Raw genomic sequence first — 21,501 nt, 5'->3', positions numbered from 1 at the left:
ACACTCATGAACCTTCACCCGAATTTCCGCCACGGCCTGCTGGCCAGCGCCCTGCTGCTCGCCAGCAGCGGCCTGGCCCTGGCCGAGCCGGCCAAGCCGGTGGTCAAGGAGTTGCAGCAGGTCAAGACCTACACGGTCTCCAGCGCACCGGTCGAACCGCTGCACATGGACCCGCCCAAGCTGCCCGACCTCACCGGCTATACCGCTGAGGCGGTGCAAAAGAAGCTCGATCGCAGCCGCAAGGGCAAGGTCAGCGTGCGCCGCATGCTCCAGGAGGAGTCGCTCAAGGAATTCATCGGCGGCGACAACAAGGGCGCCGAATGGGTTCGACGCCAGCACGGCATTCCCCAGGCGATCTTCGTCGATGACGGGCATGTCGACCTGGTACAACTGAGCAAGCAGGTGCCCAAGCAGTACCTGCGCGAGACCGAACCGGGGGTGTACCTGGCGCGTCTGCCGATCGTGGTCGGCCGCAACGGCGTGCTGGAAATCAACGACAAGGTCAAGGAGCTGCGCCTGTCCCAGGAGGGCGGTTCGTTCATCGTCAACGACGGCAAACTGTTCGTCACCGACACCAAGGTCACCGGCTGGCGCGAGCAGGCCAACGGCCCGGCCACCTTCCGCAAGCCGGACGAGTTCCGCCCGTTCCTGCTGTCCTGGGGCGGCACCGAGACCTACATCGTCAACACCAAGATGGCCAGCTTCGGCTACGCCAAGAGTAAGTCGTACGGGGTGAGTATCTCCCAGTACACGCCGAACATGGCCAAGCGCATGGGCCGCCCGGAACCCACCGGCTGGATCATCGGCTCGGAATTCAGCGACATGTGGTACGGCTTCTACTGCTACGAGACCCAGGACTTCGTGGTCAAGGACAACACCTACCGCGACAACATCGTCTATGGCATCGACCCCCACGACCGCTCGCACCGCCTGATCATCGCCGGCAATACCGTGTACGGCACCAAGAAGAAGCACGGGATCATCATTTCCCGTGAGGTCAATGACAGCTGGATCATCAACAACAAGAGCTACGACAACAAGCTCTCCGGTGTGGTCCTGGACCGTAACAGCGTCAACAACCTGGTCGCCTACAACGAGATCTACCGCAATCACACCGACGGCATCACGTTGTACGAGAGCGGCGACAACCTGATCTGGGGCAACAAGCTGATCAACAACCGCCGCCACGGCATCCGCGTGCGTAACAGCGTGAACATCCGCCTGTACGAGAACGTCGCCATGGCCAACGGCCTGGTCGGTGTGTACGGGCACATCAAGGACCTTTCCGACACCGACCGCGACATCGCCCTCGATCCGTTCGACACCAAGGTCTCGCTGATCGTCGTCGGTGGCGAACTGGCGGCCAACGGCTCCGGCCCGCTGTCGATCGACTCGCCGCTGTCGGTGGAGCTGTACAAGGTCTCCATGCTGGCGCCACGCAAGGCCAACGGCATCAGCCTCAACGGCGTGCTGGGCGAGCGCCAGGACGAAATCCTCGACCTGCTGGTGCGCCAGCAGAAGGCTGTGCTGATCGACCCGGTCGAACGCCAGGCCGAAATGATCGACTAAGGAAGCCCAGACCATGACCCCACACCTGATGAAACTGCTCGGCCTGTCCGCCGCCCTCCTGGCCATCAGCCAGGGCGTGCGCGCCGCCGACGTGCAGGCCCCGAGCTTCACTGCCGAGCCTTGCTGCCAGCTGTGCCCCGAAGCCCACGACGCCAGCCGCTACGTGACCCGCTACCAGCAGAACTTCACCACCCTGGTCCAGGCCCAGGGCGACTGGCTGTTCCGTACCCGCGAAGACCTGCGCACCGAGTTCAGCACCACCCCGGCCGGCTACAAACGCCTGCAGCAGGTCCACGATGCCTTCAAGAAACGCGGCATCGAACTGGTGCTGGTGTACCAGCCGACCCGTGGCCTGGTGAACCGCAACATGCTCAACCCGGCCGAGAAAGCCGCCTTCGACTACCAGAAGGCCCTGGGCAACTACCGCGCCATGCTCCAACGCTTCGCCAAGATGGGCTACAACGTGCCCGACCTGTCGCCGTTGACCAACGAGCAACTCGCCGCGGCCGACCAGGGCAAGGACTTCTACTTCCGCGGCGACCAGCACTGGACGCCGTACGGCGCCGAGCGCGCGGCCAAGATCGTGGCCGACACCGTGCATGACATGCCAGCCTTCGAAGGCATCCCGCGCAAGGAATTCGAGACCCACAAGTCCGGGCGCATGGGCAAGACCGGCACCCTGCACAACGTGGCCGGCCAGCTGTGCGGCACCAGCTACGCGGTGCAGTACATGGACCAGTTCGCCACCGAGCCCAAGGGTGGTGCGAGCGGTGGTGATGATCTGTTCGGCGACTCGGGCAACGCCCAGATCACCCTGGTCGGCACCAGCCACAGTGGCAAGAACTACAACTTCTCCGGTTTCCTGCAGCAGTACATCGGTGCCGACGTGCTCAACGTCGCCTTCCCCGGCGGCGGCCTGGAAGGTTCGATGATCCAGTACCTGGGCAGCGAGGAGTTCCGCAAGAACCCACCCAAGATCCTGATCTGGGAATTCTCCCCACTCTATCGCCTGGACCAGGAAACCATCTGGCGGCAGATCCTCGCGCTGCTCGACGACGGCTGTGATGGCCGCCCTGCGCAGATGAGCGCCAGCGCCACCCTCAAGCCCGGCAAGAACGAGCTGATGGTCAATGGCAAGAACGGCGTGATCAAGGATCTGATCAACCGCAACCTGCAGATGGACATCAAGTTCGAGGACCCCTCGGTCAAGGTGCTGCAGGCCACCCTCTGGTACCTCAACGGTCGCCACGAGGACATCAAGATCGAAAAACCGGAGACCTCCGACACCGATGGCCGCTTCGTCTTCCAGATGCGCGAGGACGAGGACTGGGCTGACCAGAACCTGCTCGCCCTCGAAGTCCAGGGGCCGGAAAACGGTACCCAGAAGGTCGAGGCCAAGCTGTGCAAACGCAACAACTTCGCCGGCCATGCGCAGAACACCGCGCAGGCTGGCCAGTGAGGCGACCATGACTCCATTGCGCAAGATCACCACCCCCGCCCTGCTCGCCCTGGCCCTGTTCGGCCCGGCCGCGCAGGCCGGCGGCCTGGTGCCCCCACAGGGGTACTACGCCGGGATCGAAAAGCTCAAGACCAAGGACGGCAACTTCCGCTGCGAACCCGCGCCCAGGCCCTACACAGGCGCCTTGCAGTTTCGCAGCAAATACGAAGGCTCCGACAAGGCCCGGGCGACGTTCAATGCCGCCTCCGACAAGGCCTTCCGCGAGTCCACCGAGGACATCACCACCCTCGAGCGTGGCGTGAGCAAGATGGTCGGCCAGTACATGCGCGACGGCCGCCCGGCGCAGCTGGACTGCACCCTGACCTGGCTCGGTACCTGGGCCCGGGCCGGGGCGCTGGAGTCCACCGACTACAACCACACCGGCAAGTCCATGCGCAAATGGGCGCTGGGCAGCATGAGCGGTTCATGGCTGCGCCTGAAGTTCTCCAACTCCCAGCCGCTGGCCGCGCACCAGGCCGAGGCCGAGCTGATCGAGAAATGGCTGGCGCGCCTGGCCGAACAGACCGTGCGCGACTGGAGCGACCTGCCGCTGGAGAAGATCAACAACCACAGCTATTGGGCGGCCTGGGCGGTCATGGCCACCGCCGTGGCCACCGACCGGCGCGACCTGTTCGATTGGGCGGTGAAGGAATACAAGGTCGGCGCCAACCAGGTCGATGAGCAGGGCTTCTTGCCCAACGAGCTCAAGCGCAAGCAGCGCGCCCTGGCCTACCACAACTATGCCCTGCCGCCGCTGGCGATGATCGCAAGCTTCGCCCAGGCCAACGGTGTAGACCTGCGCGGCGAGAACAACAACGCCCTGCATCGCCTGGGCCAGAAGGTGCTCTACGGCGCCCGCGACCCGAGCGCGTTCAAGAAGCGCAACGGCGAGAAGCAGGACATGAAGGACCTGAAGGTCGACAGCAAGTACGCCTGGCTCGAACCGTGGTGCAGCTTGTACCAGTGCAGCGGCGACACCCTCAAGCGCAAGCGCGGCATGCAGCCGTTCAACAACTTCCGCCTGGGTGGCGACCTGACGCGGGTCTATGACCCGAGCGCGCAAAGCAAGAAGTAACACAAACCCTGTGGGAGCCGGCTTGCCGGCGATGGGCCGCACTGCGGCCCCGGACTACCGCTGGGCAAGGCTTCGCCTTGCATCGCCGGCAAGCCGGCTCCCACCGAATACTTGGTTGCTCCCCGTCTTCGGGCTGGGGGGTTTGGGGGGCCTTTGCCCCGGTTGATGTGAACGACAAGGAGAACCCGGATGGTCTTTTCGTCCAACGTGTTCCTGTTCCTGTTCCTGCCGATATTCCTCGGCCTGTACTACTTGAGCGGGCAACGCTATCGAAACCTGCTGCTGCTGATCGCCAGCTATATCTTCTATGCCTGGTGGCGGGTGGATTTCCTTGCCCTGTTCGCCGGCGTCACACTGTGGAACTACTGGATCGGCCTGAGAGTCGGCGCCGCGGGTGTGCGCACCAAGCCGGCGCAGCGCTGGCTGCTGCTGGGCGTGGGCGTCGACCTGGCGATCCTGGGCTATTTCAAGTACGCCAACTTCGGCGTCGACAGCCTCAACGCGATCATCACCTCGTTCGGCATGCAGCCGTTCATCCTCACCCATGTGCTGCTGCCGATCGGTATCTCGTTCTACATCTTCGAGTCGATCAGCTACATCATCGACGTGTACCGGGGCGACACCCCGGCCACGCGCAACCTGATCGACTTCGCGGCCTTCGTGGCGATCTTCCCGCACCTGATCGCCGGCCCCGTGCTGCGTTTCAAGGACCTGGTCGACCAGTTCAACAACCGCACCCACACCCTGGACAAGTTCTCCGAAGGCTGCACCCGTTTCATGCAGGGCTTCATCAAGAAAGTGTTCATCGCCGACACCCTGGCAGTGGTGGCGGACCATTGCTTCGCCTTGCAGAACCCCACCACTGGTGATGCCTGGCTCGGCGCGCTGGCCTACACCGCTCAGCTGTATTTCGACTTCTCCGGCTACAGCGACATGGCCATCGGCCTGGGCCTGATGATGGGCTTCCGCTTCATGGAGAACTTCAAGCAGCCGTACATCAGCCAGTCGATCACCGAGTTCTGGCGGCGTTGGCACATCAGCCTCTCCACCTGGCTGCGCGACTACCTGTACATCACCCTGGGCGGTAACCGCAAAGGCACCTTCAACACCTACCGCAACCTGTTCCTGACCATGCTGCTCGGTGGCCTTTGGCACGGCGCCAACTTCACCTACATCATCTGGGGCGCCTGGCACGGCACCTGGCTCGCCATCGAGCGCGCCCTGGGCCTGGACACCAACCCGCAACGCTTCAACCCGGTCAAGTGGGCCTTCACCTTCCTGCTGGTGGTGATCGGCTGGGTGATCTTCCGCGCCGAGAACCTGCACGTGGCCGGCCGTATGTACGGCGCCATGTTCAGTTTCGGCGACTGGCAGCTCTCGGAGCTCAACCGCGCCCAGCTCACCGGCCTTCAGGTCGCGACCCTGGTGCTGGCCTACGTCACCCTGGCGGTGTTCGGCCTGCGCGACTTCTACCGCAACGCCAAGCCCACGCCCAAGGCGGCCCCGGTGCAAATCAACGCCGACGGTTCCATCGGCCTGGACTGGACTCGCGTCATGACCCGCGCCCTGGTCCTGCTGCTGTTCGTTGCCTCGGTGCTCAAGCTCTCGGCACAGAGCTACTCACCGTTCCTCTACTTCCAGTTCTGAGGCCTGAATCATGAACCGGACACTACGCATCACCTATTCGCTGTCGTTCCTGGGCTTGCTGACCGGGCTCGGTGCCTGGTCGGTGGGTGGCCTGGAGAGCTTCAACCGTACCGAGCAGATGACCCTGCTCAACGGCAAGCTGGCCAAGGCCGCCGAGACCCACTACGACGAGCAGTTCCCGATCAAGCGCATCGGCACCAACCTGTGGGCAGCCCTGGACTTCAAGCTGTTCAACGAAGGCCGCCCGGGCGTGGTGCTGGGCCGCGACCAGTGGCTGTTCACCGACGAGGAGTTCAAGCCCACCGCCGGCGCCGAGCAACTGATGCAGGAGAACCTGGCACTGATCCGCGGCGTGCGCGACACCTTGCAGCGCCACGGCACCCAGCTGGTGCTGGCGATCGTCCCGGCCAAGGCGCGGGTCTACTCGGAGTACCTGGGCAAGGCCCTGCCAGCCAGCCTGCACAACGACCTGTACAACCAGTTCCATGCCCAGGCCCGCCAAGCCGGCGTGTTCGCCCCGGACCTGATGGCGCCGCTGGAGCAGGCCAAGGCCCGCGGCCAGGTGTTCCTGCGCACCGACACCCACTGGACGCCCATGGGCGCCGAAGTCGCGGCCCAGGCCCTGGCCGAGGCGGTATCGCGCCAGAACCTGCTCAATGGCGACCCGCAACAGTTCATCACCGAGGCCGGTGGCACCAGCCCGTACAAGGGCGACTTGACCAACTTCCTGCCGCTCGACCCGCTGTTCAGCAACCTGTTGCCGAGCCCGGACAACCTGCAACAACGCACCACCCGACCGGCCGAGGCCGCGGGTGAATCAGGCGATGCGCTGTTCGCCGACACCCAGATCCCGGTGGCGCTGGTGGGCACCAGCTACAGCGCCAACCCGCACTGGAACTTCCTCGGCGCCCTGCAACAGGCATTGCGCAGCGACGTGGCCAACTACGCCGAAGACGGCCATGGCCCGCTGCTGCCGATGCTCAAGTACCTGCAGAGCGACGCTTTCAAGGACAACGCCCCGCAAGTGGTGGTGTGGGAATTCCCGGAACGTTATCTGCCAATGAAGAACGACCTCAGCGCATTCGATCCACAGTGGATCGCGCAGCTGAAGAACACCCGCAAGACCGAAGAAAACCTGGCCCTGTCGTCCAATCGGACGGTTCACTGAAGAGGACATGCACATGACCAACAAACCTTCCTTCGCCAAAGCGTTCACCCTCGCGGCAGGTCTGTCCCTGCTCTCCCTGCAGGCCCTCGCAGGCGCCGATGCCGCGCTGTATGGCCCGAGCGCACCGAAGGGCTCGACCTTCGTGCGCCTGTACAACGCCGCAAGTGCCCCGGCCGCCGCGTCGGTGGGCAACACCCAGATCAAGCAGGTCGGCGCCCAGGCCAGCAGCGACTTCAGCTTCCTGCCAGGCGGTGACTACACCGCCCAGGTCGGCGGCAAGAGCGTCCCGGTCAAGCTGGCCGCGGACAAGTACTACACCCTGGTCAACAACGCCAGCGGCACCCCGCAGTTGATTGAGGAGCCACCGTTCAAGAACAAGCAGAAGGCCCTGGTGCGGGTACAGAACCTCACCGACCAGCCGCTGACCCTCAAGACCGCCGACGGCAAGACCGAAGTGGTCAAGACCGTGGCCGCCAACGGCCGCGGCGAGCGCGAGATCAACCCGGTCAAGGTCAACCTGGCCCTGTACGAAGGCGACAAGAAGGTCAGCGACCTCAAGCCTGTCGCCCTCGAGCGCGGCGAAGCGGCGGTGCTTTATGTCACCGGTTCCGGCAGCAGCCTGTCGCCGGTCTGGGTCACCCGCCCAGTCGCCAGCAACTGATCCAAGCCCCTATCGACCTTTTGGAGAAACATCATGATTCCGGTAATTCTTTCTGGTGGTAGCGGTTCGCGTCTGTGGCCTCTGTCGCGCAAGCAGTTCCCCAAGCAGTTCCTGGCCCTGACCGGTGAACACACCCTGTTCCAACAGACCCTCCAGCGCCTGGTGTTCGAAGGCATGGACACCCCCATCGTGGTGTGCAACAAGGACCACAAGTTCATCGTCCAGGAGCAGTTGGCCGGCCTGAACCTCCAGACCCAGGGCCTGCTGATGGAACCCTTCGGCCGCAACACCGCCCCGGCGGTGGCCATGACTGCCATGAAACTGGTCAACGAAGGCCGTGACGAGCTGATGCTGGTACTGCCGGCCGACCATGTGATCGAGGACCAGAAAGCCCTGCAGCGTGCCCTGGCCCTGGCCACCGTGGCGGCCGAGCGCGGCGAGATGGTGCTGTTCGGCGTGCCGGCGACCAAGCCCGAGACCGGCTATGGCTACATCCGCTCCAGCCAGGACGCGCTGCTGCCCGAAGGCGTGGCGCGGGTGGCGCAGTTCGTCGAGAAGCCTGACGAGAAGCGTGCCAACGAGTTCGTCCGTGCCGGTGGCTACTTCTGGAACAGCGGCATGTTCCTGTTCCGCGCCAGCCGCTTCCTCGAAGAGCTGAAGAAGCATGACCCGGATATCTATGACACCTGCCTGCTGGCCCTGGAGCGCAGCGAGGAAGACGGCGACGCCCTGAGCATCGATGCCGCCACCTTCGCCTGCTGCCCGGACAATTCCATCGACTACGCGGTGATGGAGAAGACCCAGCGTGCCTGCGTGGTGCCGCTGTCGGCCGGCTGGAGCGACGTGGGTTGCTGGTCGTCGCTGTGGGAAGTGCACGACAAGGACGCCGACGGCAACGTCACCAAGGGCGACGTGGTGGTGCAGGACAGCCGCAACTGCATGATCCATGGCAACGGCAAGCTGGTGTCGGTGATCGGCCTGGAGAACATCGTCGTGGTCGAGACCAAGGACGCCATGATGATCGCCCACAAGGACAAGGTCCAAGGCGTCAAACAGCTGGTCAACACCCTCGACCAGCAGGGCCGCAGCGAAACCCAGAACCACCTGGAGGTGTACCGCCCGTGGGGCTCGTACGACTCGGTGGACATGGGTGGCCGCTTCCAGGTCAAGCACATCACCGTCAAACCGGGCGCGAGCCTGTCGCTGCAGATGCACCACCACCGCGCCGAGCACTGGATCGTGGTATCGGGTACGGCCGAGGTGACCTGCGACGAGAACGTGTTCCTGCTCACCGAGAACCAGTCGACCTACATTCCCATCGCATCGATCCACCGCCTGCGCAACCCGGGCAAGATCCCGCTGGAGATCATCGAAGTGCAGTCCGGCAGCTACCTGGGCGAGGACGACATCGAGCGCTTCGAGGATGTCTACGGGCGTACTTCCACGCCCATGGAGCGCGGGGTTTCGGTGAAGACCATCGCGCAGTGAAGCAAGACCCTGGGGCCGCACTGCGGCCCTTTCGCGGCACACGGCCGCCCCTACGGATTGCCACCTTTTTCGGCGCGCCCTTGGCCCGCGAAAGGAGGGTAATGCCCTCCCGCTTTTGAGCCCTCCCCGTTTTCCAGCTAGGATGACCTGACCCGCTGCAACAAGGTCTACCTCGCGATGCTCATCGGCGCCCTGCTCATCCTCACCTGGTTGGTACTGCTGCTGCGCTACCCGGCCAAGGCCTTGCCGATTTCCCTGGCCGCCGTGCTCGGCCTAGGAGTGGTGGCGCTGTGGGTGGTCTGGCAGGACACCCGCGAAGCCTCCCAGCTGGCACGCCTGGACCTGCGCCTGGCCTACGCCCCCGACCAGTGCCCCGCCGATCGCGCCCTACAGGTGCGCATGAAGAACGGCAACGATGTTCCCCTGGTCGAGTTGCGCTGGCGCGTCGCTGCCTATACCCCGGGCGATACCGTCAACCTGGCCGAGAACACCTACAACGCCCCGCGCTACCGCGGCCCCGGCGAACTGCAGCCCGGCGCCACGTGGACCGACTGCCTGCCCCTGCCACCGCTGCGCGCCGGGTATCGCCCGCAGACACTGGAGTTCCGGGCCGAGCATCTGCAAGGTACATTCGCCAATTGATCGGGCCGGTATTGGCAACACCTCCCTTCCTTGATGACAGGTCTTTCCCATGCCCACTGTCCTGATCACCGGTTGCTCCAGCGGCATCGGCCGCGCCCTGGCCGAAGCCTTCCGCGACGCCGGCCATGAAGTCTGGGCCACAGCCCGCAAAGCCGAAGACGTCGAGCGACTGGCCGCTGCCGGCTTCGCCGCCCGGCAATTGGACGTGAACGACGCCGACGCCCTGGCACGCCTGGCCGAGGAGCTGGAAGATCGCCACGCCAGCCTGGACATCCTGATCAATAACGCCGGCTACGGCGCCATGGGCCCCTTGCTCGATGGTGGTGTCGAAGCCCTGCGCCAGCAGTTCGAGACCAACGTCTTCGCTGTGGTCGGGGTGACCGGCGCACTGTTCCCGCTGCTGCGCCGCGCACGCGGCCTGGTAGTGAACATCGGCAGCGTCTCGGGGGTGTTGGTGACTCCGTTCGCGGGTGCCTACTGCGCGTCCAAGGCCGCGGTGAACGCGCTGAGCGATGCCCTGCGCCTGGAGCTGGCACCGTTCGGCATCCGGGTGATGGAGGTGCAGCCGGGGGCGATCGCCTCGCAGTTCGCCAGTAACGCCCAGCGCCGGGCGAATGAGGTACTGGCCGCAGACTCGCCGTGGTGGCCGTTGCGTGAGTACGTCCAGGCGCGGGCCCGGGCTTCGCAGGACAAGCCCACGCCAGCTGCGGTGTTCGCCCAAGGGGTGCTGGCGGCTACCGGCAAGACCCCGACGCCCGCGCTGGTGCGCCTGGGCAATGGCAGCACGGCCCTGCCGCTGCTGGCCCGGGTGGTGCCGCGGCGGTTGCTGGACAAGGTGCTGCGCAAGCGGTTCGGGTTGCTGCGCCCTCTGTGACATTTTTAGGGGCGCTTTGCGCCCTTGCGCGGCAGCTCCCACGCGAACCTGTAGGAGCGGGCTTGTCCGGCGATAGGGCCGCGCAGCGGCCCCCTACACCGGCTTGTCGAACGCCTGCCACCCACCGCCCAACGCCTTGTACAGCCCCACCAATGCCTGGGACACGGCCGCAGAACTGTCGATCCACTGCTCTTCGCTGGCCAGAAGCGCGCCTTGCACACTCAATACATTGAGGAAGTCCACCGCCCCTTCCACATATTGACGCTGCGCGGTCTCCAGCGCGATGCGGTTCTGCGCCACCGCTTCGGCCAGATGATCACGACGCAATTGGCTGGCGTTGTACAAACGCAGCACATCGTCGATCTCGTGCCACGCCGCCAACACCACCTTGCGGTAGTTCAGCGCCGCCTCCTGCTGCTGGGCCTCGCGCAATTGCAGGGTGCCTTTCAAACGCCCACCTTCGAAGATCGGTAACGACAGCTGCGGCCCGAAAGCGAAACGCCGAGCATCCCAGGCGCCGAAATCGGAGAGCTGCATGGCCTGGAACCCGACACTGCCCGACAACCGGATACTGGGGTAGAAATCGGCCTTGGCCACGCCGATGCTGGCGGTGGCCGCATGCAGGCGCGCCTCGGCCTGACGGATGTCCGGGCGACGCTCGGCCAGCTCCGAAGGCAGGCCGATGGCGAACGACTGGCGCGGCGCCGGCAGCTCGCCAGTGGCCAGCAACTGGCGTTGCAGGCTGCGCGGCGGCTCGGCGGCGAGCAGGCTCAGGGCGTTGATCAGGTCGTCACGCCGGGCTTCCAAGGTGGGCAGACGGGCCTCGATGGAGGCCACCTGGGCGCTGGCCTGGGCCACGTCCAGGCGCGTGGCGACGCCTTCGGCCTGGCGATCCTGGGAAAGCTTGAGGCTATGCCGGGCGACCTTGAGGTTGTCGTGGGTGATCTGCAAGGTGTGTTGCACCGCACGCAGCTGGATATAGTCACCAGCCGTTTCGGCCAGCAGCGCCAGCAGCACGCCACGACGATCGTTCTCGGCCACTTCCACCGTGGCATCGGCGGCCTCCACCTGTCGGCGCACCCGTCCCCAGAGGTCCAGCTCCCAGCCTGCCACCAGGTCGCCCTGCCACAGATTGAAGGCCGACTTGCCCGCCTTGCCGGACGGGTCGTTCAGGCCTTCGGCACTGTTGCGCGCACGGCTGTAGCCGGCATTCATGTCTACCGAGGGCACCTCGTCGGCAGCCACGGTACTGCGCAAGGCACGGCTTTGCAGCAGGCGTGCGCTGGCCATCTGCAGGTCGAGATTGCGCTCGGCCACGCGCTGGATCAGCGCGCTCAGCGGGGCATCGTGGAAGCTGTCCCACCAGCGCAGCTCCAGAGGGTCGCCAGTGGGCTGGCTGGCAGCGGCCTCGCCCTGCACCGGCGACCACGCCTGCGGTGGCTGACTGTCAGGGCGCTGGAAGTCCGGGCCCAGGGTGCAGCCGGCCAGCAGCACCGCCAGCAACAAGGGGCTCAAGCGGGATGCAGGTTTCATCGCGCGCTCACCTCTTTGCCTTCGAGCGTGTCGCCGTGGGTGTCGATGGTCGCTACCACCGACATGCCGACCCGCAGGCGTTCGAGCAGCGGCTGGCCGTCATCGAAGACGATCTTCACCGGAATGCGCTGGACCACCTTGGTGAAGTTGCCGGTGGCGTTGTCCGGCTTCACCGCAGCGAAGGTCACGCCGGTGGCTGGGGCAATGCTCTGGACGTGACCACGCAGTGTTTCGCCGGAGAAGGTATCGACACTGATGCTCACCGGCTGACCGGGTTGCACGTGGGTCAGCTGGGTTTCCTGGAAGTTGCCGACCACATAGGCCTGTTGCAGCGGCACCACCGACAGCAGGCGCGCGCCCGGGTTGACGTAGGCGCCCACGCGCAGGGCGCGCTCGCCGACCATGCCGTCCACCGGGGCGGTGATCTGGGTGTAGGAGAGGTCCAACTGGGCTTTCTCGAGCCCTGCCTCGGCACGCTTGAGCTGGCCGTCGGCACTGGCCACCTGGGCGCTGAGGATATCCACCTGTTTGCGCGTGGCCACCAGCGCCGCCTGGGCATTGGCCAGGCGTGCACGGGCCTGGTCGACCCGGCTGCGCGCCTGCTGGGCATTCTGCACGGTGCCGGCGCCCTGCTCGGCCAGACGGCTGTAGCGCTTGACCTCATGCTCGGCGAAGGCCATCTCGGCCTGCGCCGCCTTCACCGCAGCCTCGGCCTGGGCGATCAGCGAGCCCTGACGCTCCAGGGTGGCGCGAGCATCGGCGCTCTGCGCCTTGGCCACCAGCAGCTGGGCCTGGGCGGCATCCAGGGCGGCCTGGTAGTCACGGGCATCGATGGTCGCCAGCAACTGCCCGGCCTTGACCTGCTGGTTGTCCTCGACCAGCACTTGCTTGATGAAACCGGCAACCTTGGGCGCGACCACGGTGTAGTCGGCGGTCACGTAGGCGTCGTTGGTGCTCTGCTCGTGGTCGCTGCCCAGCATCCAGGGCATCACCAGGGCAGCGAGCACGGCCACGGCCAGTGCCGAGCCGATCACGAGGGTCTTGCGATTGTTCGTCATTTCAGTGGTCTCGAATTTCATCCAGGGCTCAGGCCACCGCACGCGGTGGATAGACCCGGGTAGGCACGAAAGGAATCAGGCAGATCAGGGCCACGGCGATGCCGGCCAGGACCAGGTACAGGTCGGCCGAGGTCAGTACCAGGGCCTGTTCATGGATGCGCTTGGCCAGGCCGGCAGCGTTGTCGTCGACCAGCGGGGCGTTGCCCAGGCTGTCCACCAGGTGGTTGGAATGAAAATGTCGGCGCAGGGTGCCGAGGGCGTCCAGCAGGCCGGCAGCGACCACCGAGGCCAGGCCCTTGACGGTGTTGAACCAGCTCGAGGCGAACGGGCCTTCCTGCGGCGTCATACCATTGGTGGACAGCATCAGCAGCGGCAGCACGGCCATCGGCTGGCCGAACACCTGCAGCAGGTAGAACGGATAGAAGTCGCCCCGGATCCATTGCGAGGTCAAAAGGCTGCTGCCCACGCAGCTCAGCGCCAGCATGCCCAGGCCCACGGCCAGTACCCAGCGGCAGTCCACCGCGCGGATGTTGCACAGCGCGGCCGTCAGCGGCAGGGCGATCAACTGCGGCATGGCCACCAGCAGCATCAATGGGCTGGTCTGCGCCGGGCGGTAACCCTGGATCTGCGCCAGGTACGCCGAAGGGATGCTGCCTACGCCCGACAGCACGATCAACACGCCGGCCAACGTGACCAAGGCAAAGCTCAGGTTTCGGCGCGACAACAGGCGCAGCTGGAAGAACGGCAGCGGCTCGGACCATTCGTTGTACATGAACAGCACCAGCAACAGCAGGCCACCGCCCAACAACCAGCAGATCAGCAGCGAGTCGAACCAGCCCCAGCGGTCACCCAGCGACAGGCCCAAGACGATGCAACTGATGGCCGGCAGGCCAAGCACCACGCCACGCCAGTCGAACTGCTTGAAACGCTCCAGGCGCAGGGGGTCCTGGGGCAGGCCCCAGCCGACGCAGAACATGGCCAGGCCCGACGGCAGGATGATCTGCCAGAAGGCCCACTGCCAACCGACGTACTCGGTCCACAGGCCCGCCAAGGGCGTGCCCAGGTTGGGGCCGAAGGTGGCGGTCAGGGCGTAGCAGGCCAGGCCGTAGACTTTGATGCCCGGCGGCAGAAAACGCAGCGCCACGGTCATCAGCATCGGCGGCAGGGCGCCAGAGGCCAGGCCCTGGACGATACGCAGCAGCATCAGGCTGTGCAGGTTGGGAGCGAAAGGTTGTACCAGGCCAAGCACGGCGAACACGCCGATGGCGCACAAAGTGAAGCGACGCAGGGAAAACGTGCCGGCCATCCACGGCGCGAAGGCCATGGCCGAGACCGAGGCCGCCGAATACACCGCCAGCAGCCAGGCTCCCTCGTCGGCGCCGATGCCCATGGCACCGCGGATATCGGCCAGGGAAATCTTCGTCACCGCCTCGTTGAGGCCGGCACAGAGCACCGCCAGCAGCACGCCGAACAGCCCGACCACCACCCGTAGGCCGAACGCCGTTTGCGCCGGGGCGGCTGGCGCAGGGGCAGCGGCGACCGCAGAAACAGGCGCGGACAGGGAACTCATGGGCAGACATCTCCAGCAACAATTTAGAGCAGAGGAGAAGTCTAAAAAGGTCGAATGCTGACGAAAACTGACTTATTGGCAGTTTTAAGTTGCGTCAGGCGCAATCCATGCCAAGAGCTTACCGCCCCCATCGCGGGACAAGCCCGCTCCCACAGGTACCGCGCCGTTTTAGAAAGCCGTAGAGAATATGTAGGAGCGGGCTTGTCCCGCGATGGGCGCACAGCGCCCCTCTTCACGGATCGACGCTGCAACAGGCCTTCAGCGTCTGGCGCAACCAGCGATGCGCCGGGTCGTTCTGAAAGCGCGGGTGCCATGCCTGCATGACGGTCACCTGCTCGAGCGGCAATGGGATCTGGAACGAGCGCAGCGGCAGCCCCAGCTTGTTCACGCTGTTGAGGATGTTGGCCGGCATCGGCAGGAGCAGGTCCGAATCGGGCAGCGAAAACATCGCCGAGTGGAAGCTTGGGGTGATCAACGCCACGCGCCGCTGCACCTTGTGGTTGGCAAGCTCCATATCGATCGGCCCGTTGGCCCGGCCACGTCGCGATACGCTGATCTGCGGGTAGGCGGCGAAGCGTTCAGGCGTGATTTCGGCGTCGAAGATCGGGTGGTCGCGCCGGGCCAGACCGATGTAGACGGTCTGGAACAAGCTCTGCACCTTGATCTCCGGCCCCAGGTCGATGGTCGAGCTGATGATCAGGTCGGTGCGCCCATCCCGCAGTACGCTGTCGTCATCCCCGCCTGGGCTCTCCGGGACGAACCGGAGCACGGTACGCGGCGCCTGCTCGTGCATCATGCGCAGCAACTGCGCGCCATACAGTGCGATGAACAGGTCGTTGGTGCGGATGTTGAAGGCCCGCTCCAGATTCGGCAGGTCGACGTCGTCACCACTGCGAAATACCTGACCGGCCTGCTCCACCAGGGCCGAGACCTGCTCGCGCAAGGCCTGCGCCCGGGGTGTGGGCACCAGGCCGCGACCGGCGCGGACCAGGATCGGGTCGCCCAGGGCATCGCGGATCCGGCCCAGGGTACGGCTCATCGCCGCCGGGCTCAGGTTCATGCGCCGGGCCGCACCGACCACACTGCCCTCGTCGAGCAGCGCATCGAGGGCGACGAGCAGGTTCATGTCTGGCAGTTGCATGGCCGTTTTCCGTGACAGCTGTAGGAAATGCGATGTTAGCAGGTTGGTGGATTGCGTCTGACGCAACGACGCCGTGCGTGGCAGGCCATTTATTCCCTGGCGCAAAGCTTGAACAATGGCCTGGCCCTCATCGCCGGCAAGCCGGCTCCCACAGGTGCTGCCCATGCAACGCAGGGCCGCTGGGAGCTGGCTTGCCAGCGGTTGGGCCGGAACTGCCAACCCAGCCTTTGCAGCCTGAAGGAACCCCCATGCCCCGCCCGGTCCTGATCGCCATCGACGCCTCCCCCGCCAGCCACACCCTGCTCGACCTCGCCCACCGCTACTGCCGCCCCGGCGAGCATGAACTGCATGTGCTGTTGGCCATCGACACGACCTTCGCCGTGCATGAGCGCCCGGCGAGCTACACCGAGCAGGAACAGGCGGAATACCCCGCCGCCTGCGAGGAGCAGCGCCTGGCCGAACAGGCCGTGGCCGGTGCCGTGCGCACCTTGCGCGAGGCAGGCTTCGATTGCCATGGCAGCGTGGTCGCCGCGGAGCCGGTCGATGCCATCGTCGAAAAAGCCCAGGCGCTGGCGTGCGAGTTGATCGTCATGGGCCACCGGCACCTGTCCAGGCTGGGACGGTTGCTGGACCCTTCGGTCAGTGCGAAGGTGATCGATCGGGTGCAGGTGCCGGTGTTGGTGGGGGTGGTCTAGCGATTGGGGACGCGTTGCGCCCCTTTCGCGGCGCAAGGCCGCTCCTACAGAACGCTCGGCTTGACCACCACCGTGCAGGTCGTGCCCGCAGCCAGCAGGAAGCCGTCGGGCACTTCGTCGATGTGAATCCGCACCGGCACCCGCTGGGCCAGACGCACCCAGTTGAAGGTCGGGTTCACATCGGCAACCAGTTCGCGGCTCTGCGGGTTGTCACGGTCGTAGATGCCCCGGGCGATACTCTCCACATGGCCCTTGATGCGCTCGCCGCTCATCATCTGCAGTTCGGCCTGGTCGCCCACCTTCACATGGGGCAGCTTGGTTTCCTCGAAGAAGCCGTACACCCAGAACGAGTGCTCGTCGACCACCGCCATCACCGCCTCGCCGGTGCGGGCGTAGTCCCCTTTGTGAACGTTCAGGTTGGTGACGTAGCCATCGACCGTGGCAATGATCCGCGTGCGCTTGAGGTTCAGCTCGGCGGCAGCCAGCTGGGCCTGGGCCTGCTGGTAGTCGGCCAGGGCGGCGCTGGCGATGTTGCTGGCATCGTCGCGGTTTTCCTTGGAGATCACCAAGTTGTCCAGGTCGGCGCGGCGCTTGGCGTTGACCTTGCGCATCTCCCAGGTGGCCTTGCGCGAGGCGACCAGGGCCTTGGCCTGGTTCACCGCCAGCTGGTAATGCTCGGGGTCGATCTGGATCAGCAGGTCACCCTTCTTCACCCGCTGGTTGTCCCGCACCGGCACGTCCACCACATAGCCCGGCACATCGGCGGCGACGTTGATGATGTCAGCGCGCACCCGGCCGTCGCGGGTCCAGGGCGTGGTCATGTAATGCAGCCACAACTGGCGGCCGATCACCACGGCGCCCGCCAGCACCAGCAAGGTGGCGATCAGGCTGAAGAACTTTTTCATCGAAGGTTTCTCACCAATACAAGGACAGCGCCATGGCGCCGAAGAGGCAGATGAACAGGCACAGGCGCAGCAACGCCGGGTGCCAGAAGAAGCGATAGCCGTCGATGCTCGCGATGAAGCGGTCCAGGCCCCAGGCCAGGCCCGCGGCGAACAGGAACATCAAGGTCATGGAGGGCATGTACACGCCATGGAAGGCGATTTCGCGGGGCATGATTTCACGGAGCACGGTGCAGTCCTTTCGCCGGGGCCAACGGCGACTGTGGGTCGAGCAGGGAGGTACGGATGAAATGCAGGTAGCTCTGCACCCGACGCAACACCGAGGTGTCGAAGTGCCGGGCGAAGGGTTCGTCGGTGGCTTGCACGCGGCTGATGGCGTGGTCCACGGCCACCAGGGCGCGTTCGTGGTTGCTGGCGTTGGGCTGCAGGAACAACCGCGCCAGGGCCCGGCCCATGACGCGGATGGCCTGGCGCCAGGGTTGCGACTCGGCATAGGCCGGATGCACCGGCGCGCGCACCTGTTCCTTGCGCAACTCGATGATCGCGTGGCCGATCTCCAGCACGGTGAACATCCAGCGCATCAGTTCGCTCTGTACCTGGGGCTTGCCGGCGGCCAAGCCATAGGCCTGGTGCAGCAGATCTCGGGTGCGGCTTTCGAAGGCCGAGCCGAGCCCGCGCAGGCGCCCGGTGATGGCGAACAGCACCTGCTCGCGCAGGTCCTGCTCCAGGCGGCTCCAGAGCCAGCGGCTGTTGGGCGGCAGGATGATCGCCCCGGCGGCGGCGCAGACCAGCATGCCGATGACCATGCCGATGTAGTCGTTGATGAAGGTGTACGGGTTGTAGATCGTCAAGTTGTTGGGCACCGAGCCGATGGCGAAGAACACCAGCAGGCCGATGCCATAGCCTGCGTAGGCCGGGCGTGAGGACAGGAACGCGCCCAACACGAACACCGGCGCCAGCACAGCGCACAGCAGCGGGAAGCCGTCGATCCAGGGAAACACGAAGAAGGTTTCGAAAAAGCCGACGAAGGCGCCGATCATCGTCCCGCAGGCCATCTGGAACGACATGCGCTTGGGATTCGGCGAGGCGGCCGACAGGCCCACGGTCACTGTGGCGATCAGGGTCATCATGGCGCCGCTGGGCCAGTCGCTGAGCAACCAGTAGCTGCCCAGCAGCAACAGCACCGCCGAGGCCCGCACGCCGGCAGCCAGGGACACCAGCCAGTTGGTCTGGGCCACGTAGGGTTCGTCCCAGTGTTCGCGCTCATGGTTGTGCGCAGACAGCGAGGCGTGGGTCTGGGCGTAGCTGTACATCTCGTCGACGAAGCGGTACAGCAGCTCGAAGGCGGTGTGGAAGTCGAGCAGGTCGGCCTCGCTGGGGGCGGTCTGGACATACTCGGCGCGCAGCGTACGCACCTGGGCTTGCAGGCCCTCCTTGTAGGCGGCCAGTTCCAGGGTCAGGCGCAGTGCATCGGCATCGGTCAGTGCCCGCCCGACATAGGGCTCGAGCAGTTCGGCGAGCGTCGCCAGGCCCGGCTCGATGGCGCCGACGATCTGCAGCGGGCCGCGGGCGCGCAGGCGCTCGAGCAGGCGGTGCAAGGCGTTGAAGCGCGTGGTGATGGCCATGAACTCGCTGTTCATGCGCACCAGCCGGCCCGAACGCCTGCGCATGTGCGGGTCTTCGAACGCGGTGACGTTACGCAGGCTTTCAAGGCCCACGGCCTCGGCGATGAAGCGTACATTGCTGGTCTCGAAGCGATCACGCTGGCTGTCGCCGCGCAGCGCTTCGACCACCACCCCGGCGAACACGCCAAAGCGCTGGTACAGCGCGTTGCGCATGGCGGCGCTGGCCGACTGCGGCAGGATCGCGGCACTGACAGCGGTCGACACCAGAATCCCCAGGGAGATCTCCAGCACCCGCCATACCGCCGCCATGAACGCCTGGTCCGGGTGCTCGAGCACCGGCAGGCCGATCATCGCCGCGGTGTAGCCGGCCAGCACGAAGCCATAGGCGCGGAAGGTGCGATAGCGCATGGCACCAGCCGAACACAGGCCGACCCACAGGGCCAGGCTGGGCAGGAACAGCTCGGTGTTCTGCGGGAAGATCGCGATCAGCGCGACCATCATCGCCGAGCCGGCCAGGGTGCCGAGCACCCGGTAGAAACTCTTGGCGAACACATGCCCGCTTTGCGGCTGCATGACGATGAACACCGTGATCATCGCCGTACGCGGTTGCGGCAGCTCCAGGCGCATGGCCAGCCACAAGGTGACGAAGGCGGCGACCAGGATCTTGAAGATGTAGACCCAGGTCACGCCGTCGGTGCGCGCCCAGGCGAAGAAGCCCCGGCGCCACTCCAGGCTTTGCAGCCAGCGCAGGGGTAGGCTCGAGGTACTCATTCGGCGTGGCCTGGCGTGTCGAAGATGGCCAGCGTGGCAGGCGTTTTCGGGGCCGCCTGGCGCTGTTCGTCGGGCACGTCCCGACCGGCCTCCAGGCCCCCGCCCAGCGCGGTGACCAGCTCGGCATGGGCGGCCAGTTGCGCGGCCTGGACCTGCTGCTCGATCTGCTGCTGGCGGAACAGCAAGGTCTGGGCGTTGAGCACATTGAGGTAGTCGGTCAGGCCACGCTGAAAAGCGACCATGGCGATGTCGTAGGTCTTCCGCGCAGCGGCCACCGACTCGGCGGCGAAATGCGCCTGCTCCTTCATCGACTCGCGGCGGATCAGTTGGTCGGAGATGTTCTTCAGTGCACCGATCACGGTCTGGTTGTAACGGGCCACGGCGATGTCATAGCCCGCCGAGGCCGCGCCCAATTGCGAGCGCAGGCGGCCGCCATCGAAGATCGGCAAGCTGATTGCCGGGCCTACGTTGTAGTTGAACTTGCGCCCGGTGAGAAACTCCAGCGGGCCGCCACCAGTGGCCATGAAGCCCAGGCTGCCGACCAGGTCGACGTTGGGGAAGAAACCAGCATGGGCGACATCGATACCACGGGCCTGTGCGGCCACCTGCCAGCGGCTGGCGACCACGTCGGGGCGCTGGCCGACCAGTTCGGCGGGCAGGTTCGAGGGCAGCTTCAGCGGTACGCCCAAGGCCAAGGTCGGGCGCTGGAGCTGCGCCCCCTCCCCTGGCCCTTTACCGGCCAAGGCGGCCAGCTGGTTGCGGGTCAGGGCGATTTCTTCGTTGAGGCTGTCGAGCTGGCGATGGGTCTCGGGCAGCGGCGCCTCGGCCTGGCTGACTTCGAAATGGGTGCCCAGGCCGCTGTCCAGGCGACGCTGGGCCAGCGCCAGGATCTGCTCCTGCTGCTCCAGTTCGGCCTTGACGATATCGCGCTGGGCGAAATGCAGGCTCAGCTGGATATAGGCGCGCACCACGTTGTTCACCAGCTCGAGCTGGGCCTGGCGGGCCTCGGCGACGCTCATGTGCGCTTGGTCCACGGCCTGTTCGCTGGCATTGCGCTCGCGGCCCCAGAGGTCCAGGGCGTAGCTGAAGCCGATGGCGGCGTTGTTGTCCCAGGTGTTGGCCCCAGAGAGCGCGCCAGGGCCGTAGAACGGGTCCTCAGGCCAGTTATGGCGCTTGAGCGTGGCCTGGCCATCGGCCTGGAGCTTTTCCGCCGATTCCACCACACCCGCCATGGCCTTGGCCTCGCGTACTCGCGCCGCAGCCATGGCCAGGCTCGGGCTGCCGGCCAGGGCCAGCGTGACCCAGCGGTCCAGCTGCGGGTCGCCGTAGGCGCGCCACCACTGCCGGGCCGGCCAATGGGCGTCGGTGGCCGCTTCGCGGATCGCATCGTCGGTGGTCAGGGTGTTGGCTTGCAGCGTCTTGCTTTGCGGGGCGATGCCCCAGGTTCCGATACAGCCGCTCAAGGTGAGGCTAAGGGCACAGGCACTGAGCGCATTCAGCGCTCTGATGATGCGACGCGGCACAGCTGCGATTTCCCGAGGAAGAGGTGGATGAGGCCGGGCAATTCTAGGGGGCGGTCGCACT

The 21,501-nt window shown here is 65.7% G+C and carries 18 protein-coding genes; 10 read left to right on the top strand and 8 right to left on the bottom strand.

The window, feature by feature from the left end; genetic code table 11:
* Positions 1-6 precede the first annotated feature (6 nt).
* The 9 genes from algG to ACNFCI_RS14680 all read left to right on the top strand — a co-directional run bounded on the left by algG (position 7) and on the right by ACNFCI_RS14680 (position 10,622).
* Positions 7-1,569 carry a mannuronan 5-epimerase AlgG gene (gene algG, locus ACNFCI_RS14720; RefSeq protein ID WP_084857166.1) on the top strand — a complete coding sequence of 521 codons (1,563 nt, stop codon included), beginning with the start codon at positions 7-9 and terminating at the stop codon, positions 1,567-1,569.
* Positions 1,570-1,582: 13 nt separating this feature from the next.
* On the top strand, positions 1,583-3,028 hold the full coding sequence (locus tag ACNFCI_RS14715) for an alginate O-acetyltransferase (protein WP_084857164.1): 1,446 nt from the start codon (positions 1,583-1,585) through the stop codon (positions 3,026-3,028).
* Positions 3,029-3,035: 7 nt separating this feature from the next.
* Positions 3,036-4,142, top strand: a complete 1,107-nt coding sequence (locus tag ACNFCI_RS14710; RefSeq protein WP_368829356.1) for a mannuronate-specific alginate lyase — start codon at positions 3,036-3,038, stop codon at positions 4,140-4,142.
* Between the two features lie 189 nt (positions 4,143-4,331).
* The gene (locus tag ACNFCI_RS14705; RefSeq protein WP_084857160.1) at positions 4,332-5,789 is read left to right on the top strand and encodes an MBOAT family O-acyltransferase; all 1,458 of its coding nucleotides are present in this window, start codon (positions 4,332-4,334) and stop codon (positions 5,787-5,789) included.
* Positions 5,790-5,799: 10 nt separating this feature from the next.
* A complete protein-coding gene (locus tag ACNFCI_RS14700) occupies positions 5,800-6,957 on the top strand; it encodes an alginate O-acetyltransferase (RefSeq protein ID WP_368829357.1) in 1,158 nt (385 codons plus the stop codon).
* Between the two features lie 7 nt (positions 6,958-6,964).
* On the top strand, positions 6,965-7,618 hold the full coding sequence (locus ACNFCI_RS14695; RefSeq protein ID WP_253249338.1) for an alginate O-acetyltransferase AlgF: 654 nt from the start codon (positions 6,965-6,967) through the stop codon (positions 7,616-7,618).
* A gap of 33 nt (positions 7,619-7,651) precedes the next feature.
* Entirely contained in the window at positions 7,652-9,106 is a 1,455-nt protein-coding gene (locus tag ACNFCI_RS14690; protein WP_084857154.1) for a mannose-1-phosphate guanylyltransferase/mannose-6-phosphate isomerase, read from the top strand.
* 177 nt (positions 9,107-9,283) lie between these two features.
* A complete protein-coding gene (locus tag ACNFCI_RS14685; protein WP_368829358.1) occupies positions 9,284-9,748 on the top strand; it encodes a multidrug transporter in 465 nt (154 codons plus the stop codon).
* A gap of 49 nt (positions 9,749-9,797) precedes the next feature.
* Positions 9,798-10,622: an SDR family oxidoreductase gene (locus ACNFCI_RS14680; RefSeq protein ID WP_368829359.1), complete on the top strand. Its 825-nt coding sequence runs from the start codon at positions 9,798-9,800 to the stop codon at positions 10,620-10,622.
* 93 nt (positions 10,623-10,715) lie between these two features.
* On the opposite strand, the gene ACNFCI_RS14675 is transcribed toward ACNFCI_RS14680, so the two are convergent.
* The 4 genes from ACNFCI_RS14675 to ACNFCI_RS14660 form a co-directional block, all read right to left on the bottom strand.
* Positions 10,716-12,155, bottom strand: a complete 1,440-nt coding sequence (locus ACNFCI_RS14675) for an efflux transporter outer membrane subunit (RefSeq protein ID WP_368829360.1) — start codon at positions 12,153-12,155, stop codon at positions 10,716-10,718.
* The gene (locus tag ACNFCI_RS14670) at positions 12,152-13,213 is read right to left on the bottom strand and encodes an HlyD family secretion protein (RefSeq protein ID WP_084857309.1); all 1,062 of its coding nucleotides are present in this window, start codon (positions 13,211-13,213) and stop codon (positions 12,152-12,154) included. Before ACNFCI_RS14670 ends, ACNFCI_RS14675 begins: the two co-directional genes overlap by 4 nt.
* Before the next feature lie 28 nt (positions 13,214-13,241).
* Entirely contained in the window at positions 13,242-14,783 is a 1,542-nt protein-coding gene (locus ACNFCI_RS14665) for an MFS transporter (RefSeq protein ID WP_084857147.1), read from the bottom strand.
* 232 nt (positions 14,784-15,015) lie between these two features.
* On the bottom strand, positions 15,016-15,924 hold the full coding sequence (locus ACNFCI_RS14660) for a LysR family transcriptional regulator (protein ID WP_084857144.1): 909 nt from the start codon (positions 15,922-15,924) through the stop codon (positions 15,016-15,018).
* Positions 15,925-16,172: 248 nt separating this feature from the next.
* Between ACNFCI_RS14660 and ACNFCI_RS14655 the strand changes: the two genes are divergently transcribed.
* Positions 16,173-16,619: a universal stress protein gene (locus ACNFCI_RS14655; protein WP_084857142.1), complete on the top strand. Its 447-nt coding sequence runs from the start codon at positions 16,173-16,175 to the stop codon at positions 16,617-16,619.
* Between the two features lie 44 nt (positions 16,620-16,663).
* Here ACNFCI_RS14655 and ACNFCI_RS14650 read toward each other — a convergent pair whose 3' ends face one another.
* From ACNFCI_RS14650 to ACNFCI_RS14635, 4 genes are read right to left on the bottom strand one after another with little or no spacing between them, the layout of a single operon-like run.
* Complete coding sequence (locus tag ACNFCI_RS14650) at positions 16,664-17,524, bottom strand: HlyD family secretion protein (protein WP_084857140.1); 861 nt, start codon at positions 17,522-17,524, stop codon at positions 16,664-16,666.
* 10 nt (positions 17,525-17,534) lie between these two features.
* Positions 17,535-17,735 carry a DUF1656 domain-containing protein gene (locus ACNFCI_RS14645; RefSeq protein ID WP_084857307.1) on the bottom strand — a complete coding sequence of 67 codons (201 nt, stop codon included), beginning with the start codon at positions 17,733-17,735 and terminating at the stop codon, positions 17,535-17,537.
* 4 nt (positions 17,736-17,739) lie between these two features.
* Positions 17,740-19,917 carry an FUSC family protein gene (locus ACNFCI_RS14640; protein ID WP_084857138.1) on the bottom strand — a complete coding sequence of 726 codons (2,178 nt, stop codon included), beginning with the start codon at positions 19,915-19,917 and terminating at the stop codon, positions 17,740-17,742.
* Positions 19,914-21,440, bottom strand: a complete 1,527-nt coding sequence (locus ACNFCI_RS14635; protein WP_084857135.1) for an efflux transporter outer membrane subunit — start codon at positions 21,438-21,440, stop codon at positions 19,914-19,916. Before ACNFCI_RS14635 ends, ACNFCI_RS14640 begins: the two co-directional genes overlap by 4 nt.
* Positions 21,441-21,501 lie beyond the last annotated feature (61 nt).

Origin of the sequence: Pseudomonas sp. NY15356 (assembly GCF_048068175.1) — a bacterium.
Classification (GTDB): Bacteria; Pseudomonadota; Gammaproteobacteria; order Pseudomonadales; family Pseudomonadaceae; genus Aquipseudomonas; species Aquipseudomonas putida_K.
Note: the sequence above shows the minus strand (reverse complement) of the source record. Positions and strands in the feature narration are given on the sequence as shown.

What these genes read in the sequence shown, in the direction of transcription:
- ACNFCI_RS14715 (WP_084857164.1), top strand. Translation starts at nt 1,583, where the DNA reads ATGACCCCACACCTGATGAAACTGCTCGGCCTGTCCGCCGCCCTCCTG.
- ACNFCI_RS14710 (WP_368829356.1), top strand. Translation starts at nt 3,036, where the DNA reads ATGACTCCATTGCGCAAGATCACCACCCCCGCCCTGCTCGCCCTGGCC.
- ACNFCI_RS14675 (WP_368829360.1), bottom strand. Translation starts at nt 12,155, where the DNA reads ATGAAACCTGCATCCCGCTTGAGCCCCTTGTTGCTGGCGGTGCTGCTG.
- ACNFCI_RS14670 (WP_084857309.1), bottom strand. Translation starts at nt 13,213, where the DNA reads ATGACGAACAATCGCAAGACCCTCGTGATCGGCTCGGCACTGGCCGTG.
- ACNFCI_RS14685 (WP_368829358.1), top strand. Translation starts at nt 9,284, where the DNA reads ATGCTCATCGGCGCCCTGCTCATCCTCACCTGGTTGGTACTGCTGCTG.
- ACNFCI_RS14680 (WP_368829359.1), top strand. Translation starts at nt 9,798, where the DNA reads ATGCCCACTGTCCTGATCACCGGTTGCTCCAGCGGCATCGGCCGCGCC.
- ACNFCI_RS14705 (WP_084857160.1), top strand. Translation starts at nt 4,332, where the DNA reads ATGGTCTTTTCGTCCAACGTGTTCCTGTTCCTGTTCCTGCCGATATTC.
- ACNFCI_RS14645 (WP_084857307.1), bottom strand. Translation starts at nt 17,735, where the DNA reads ATGCCCCGCGAAATCGCCTTCCATGGCGTGTACATGCCCTCCATGACC.
- ACNFCI_RS14690 (WP_084857154.1), top strand. Translation starts at nt 7,652, where the DNA reads ATGATTCCGGTAATTCTTTCTGGTGGTAGCGGTTCGCGTCTGTGGCCT.
- ACNFCI_RS14660 (WP_084857144.1), bottom strand. Translation starts at nt 15,924, where the DNA reads ATGCAACTGCCAGACATGAACCTGCTCGTCGCCCTCGATGCGCTGCTC.
- ACNFCI_RS14700 (WP_368829357.1), top strand. Translation starts at nt 5,800, where the DNA reads ATGAACCGGACACTACGCATCACCTATTCGCTGTCGTTCCTGGGCTTG.
- ACNFCI_RS14650 (WP_084857140.1), bottom strand. Translation starts at nt 17,524, where the DNA reads ATGAAAAAGTTCTTCAGCCTGATCGCCACCTTGCTGGTGCTGGCGGGC.
- ACNFCI_RS14665 (WP_084857147.1), bottom strand. Translation starts at nt 14,783, where the DNA reads ATGAGTTCCCTGTCCGCGCCTGTTTCTGCGGTCGCCGCTGCCCCTGCG.
- ACNFCI_RS14655 (WP_084857142.1), top strand. Translation starts at nt 16,173, where the DNA reads ATGCCCCGCCCGGTCCTGATCGCCATCGACGCCTCCCCCGCCAGCCAC.
- ACNFCI_RS14640 (WP_084857138.1), bottom strand. Translation starts at nt 19,917, where the DNA reads ATGAGTACCTCGAGCCTACCCCTGCGCTGGCTGCAAAGCCTGGAGTGG.
- algG (WP_084857166.1), top strand. Translation starts at nt 7, where the DNA reads ATGAACCTTCACCCGAATTTCCGCCACGGCCTGCTGGCCAGCGCCCTG.
- ACNFCI_RS14695 (WP_253249338.1), top strand. Translation starts at nt 6,965, where the DNA reads ATGCACATGACCAACAAACCTTCCTTCGCCAAAGCGTTCACCCTCGCG.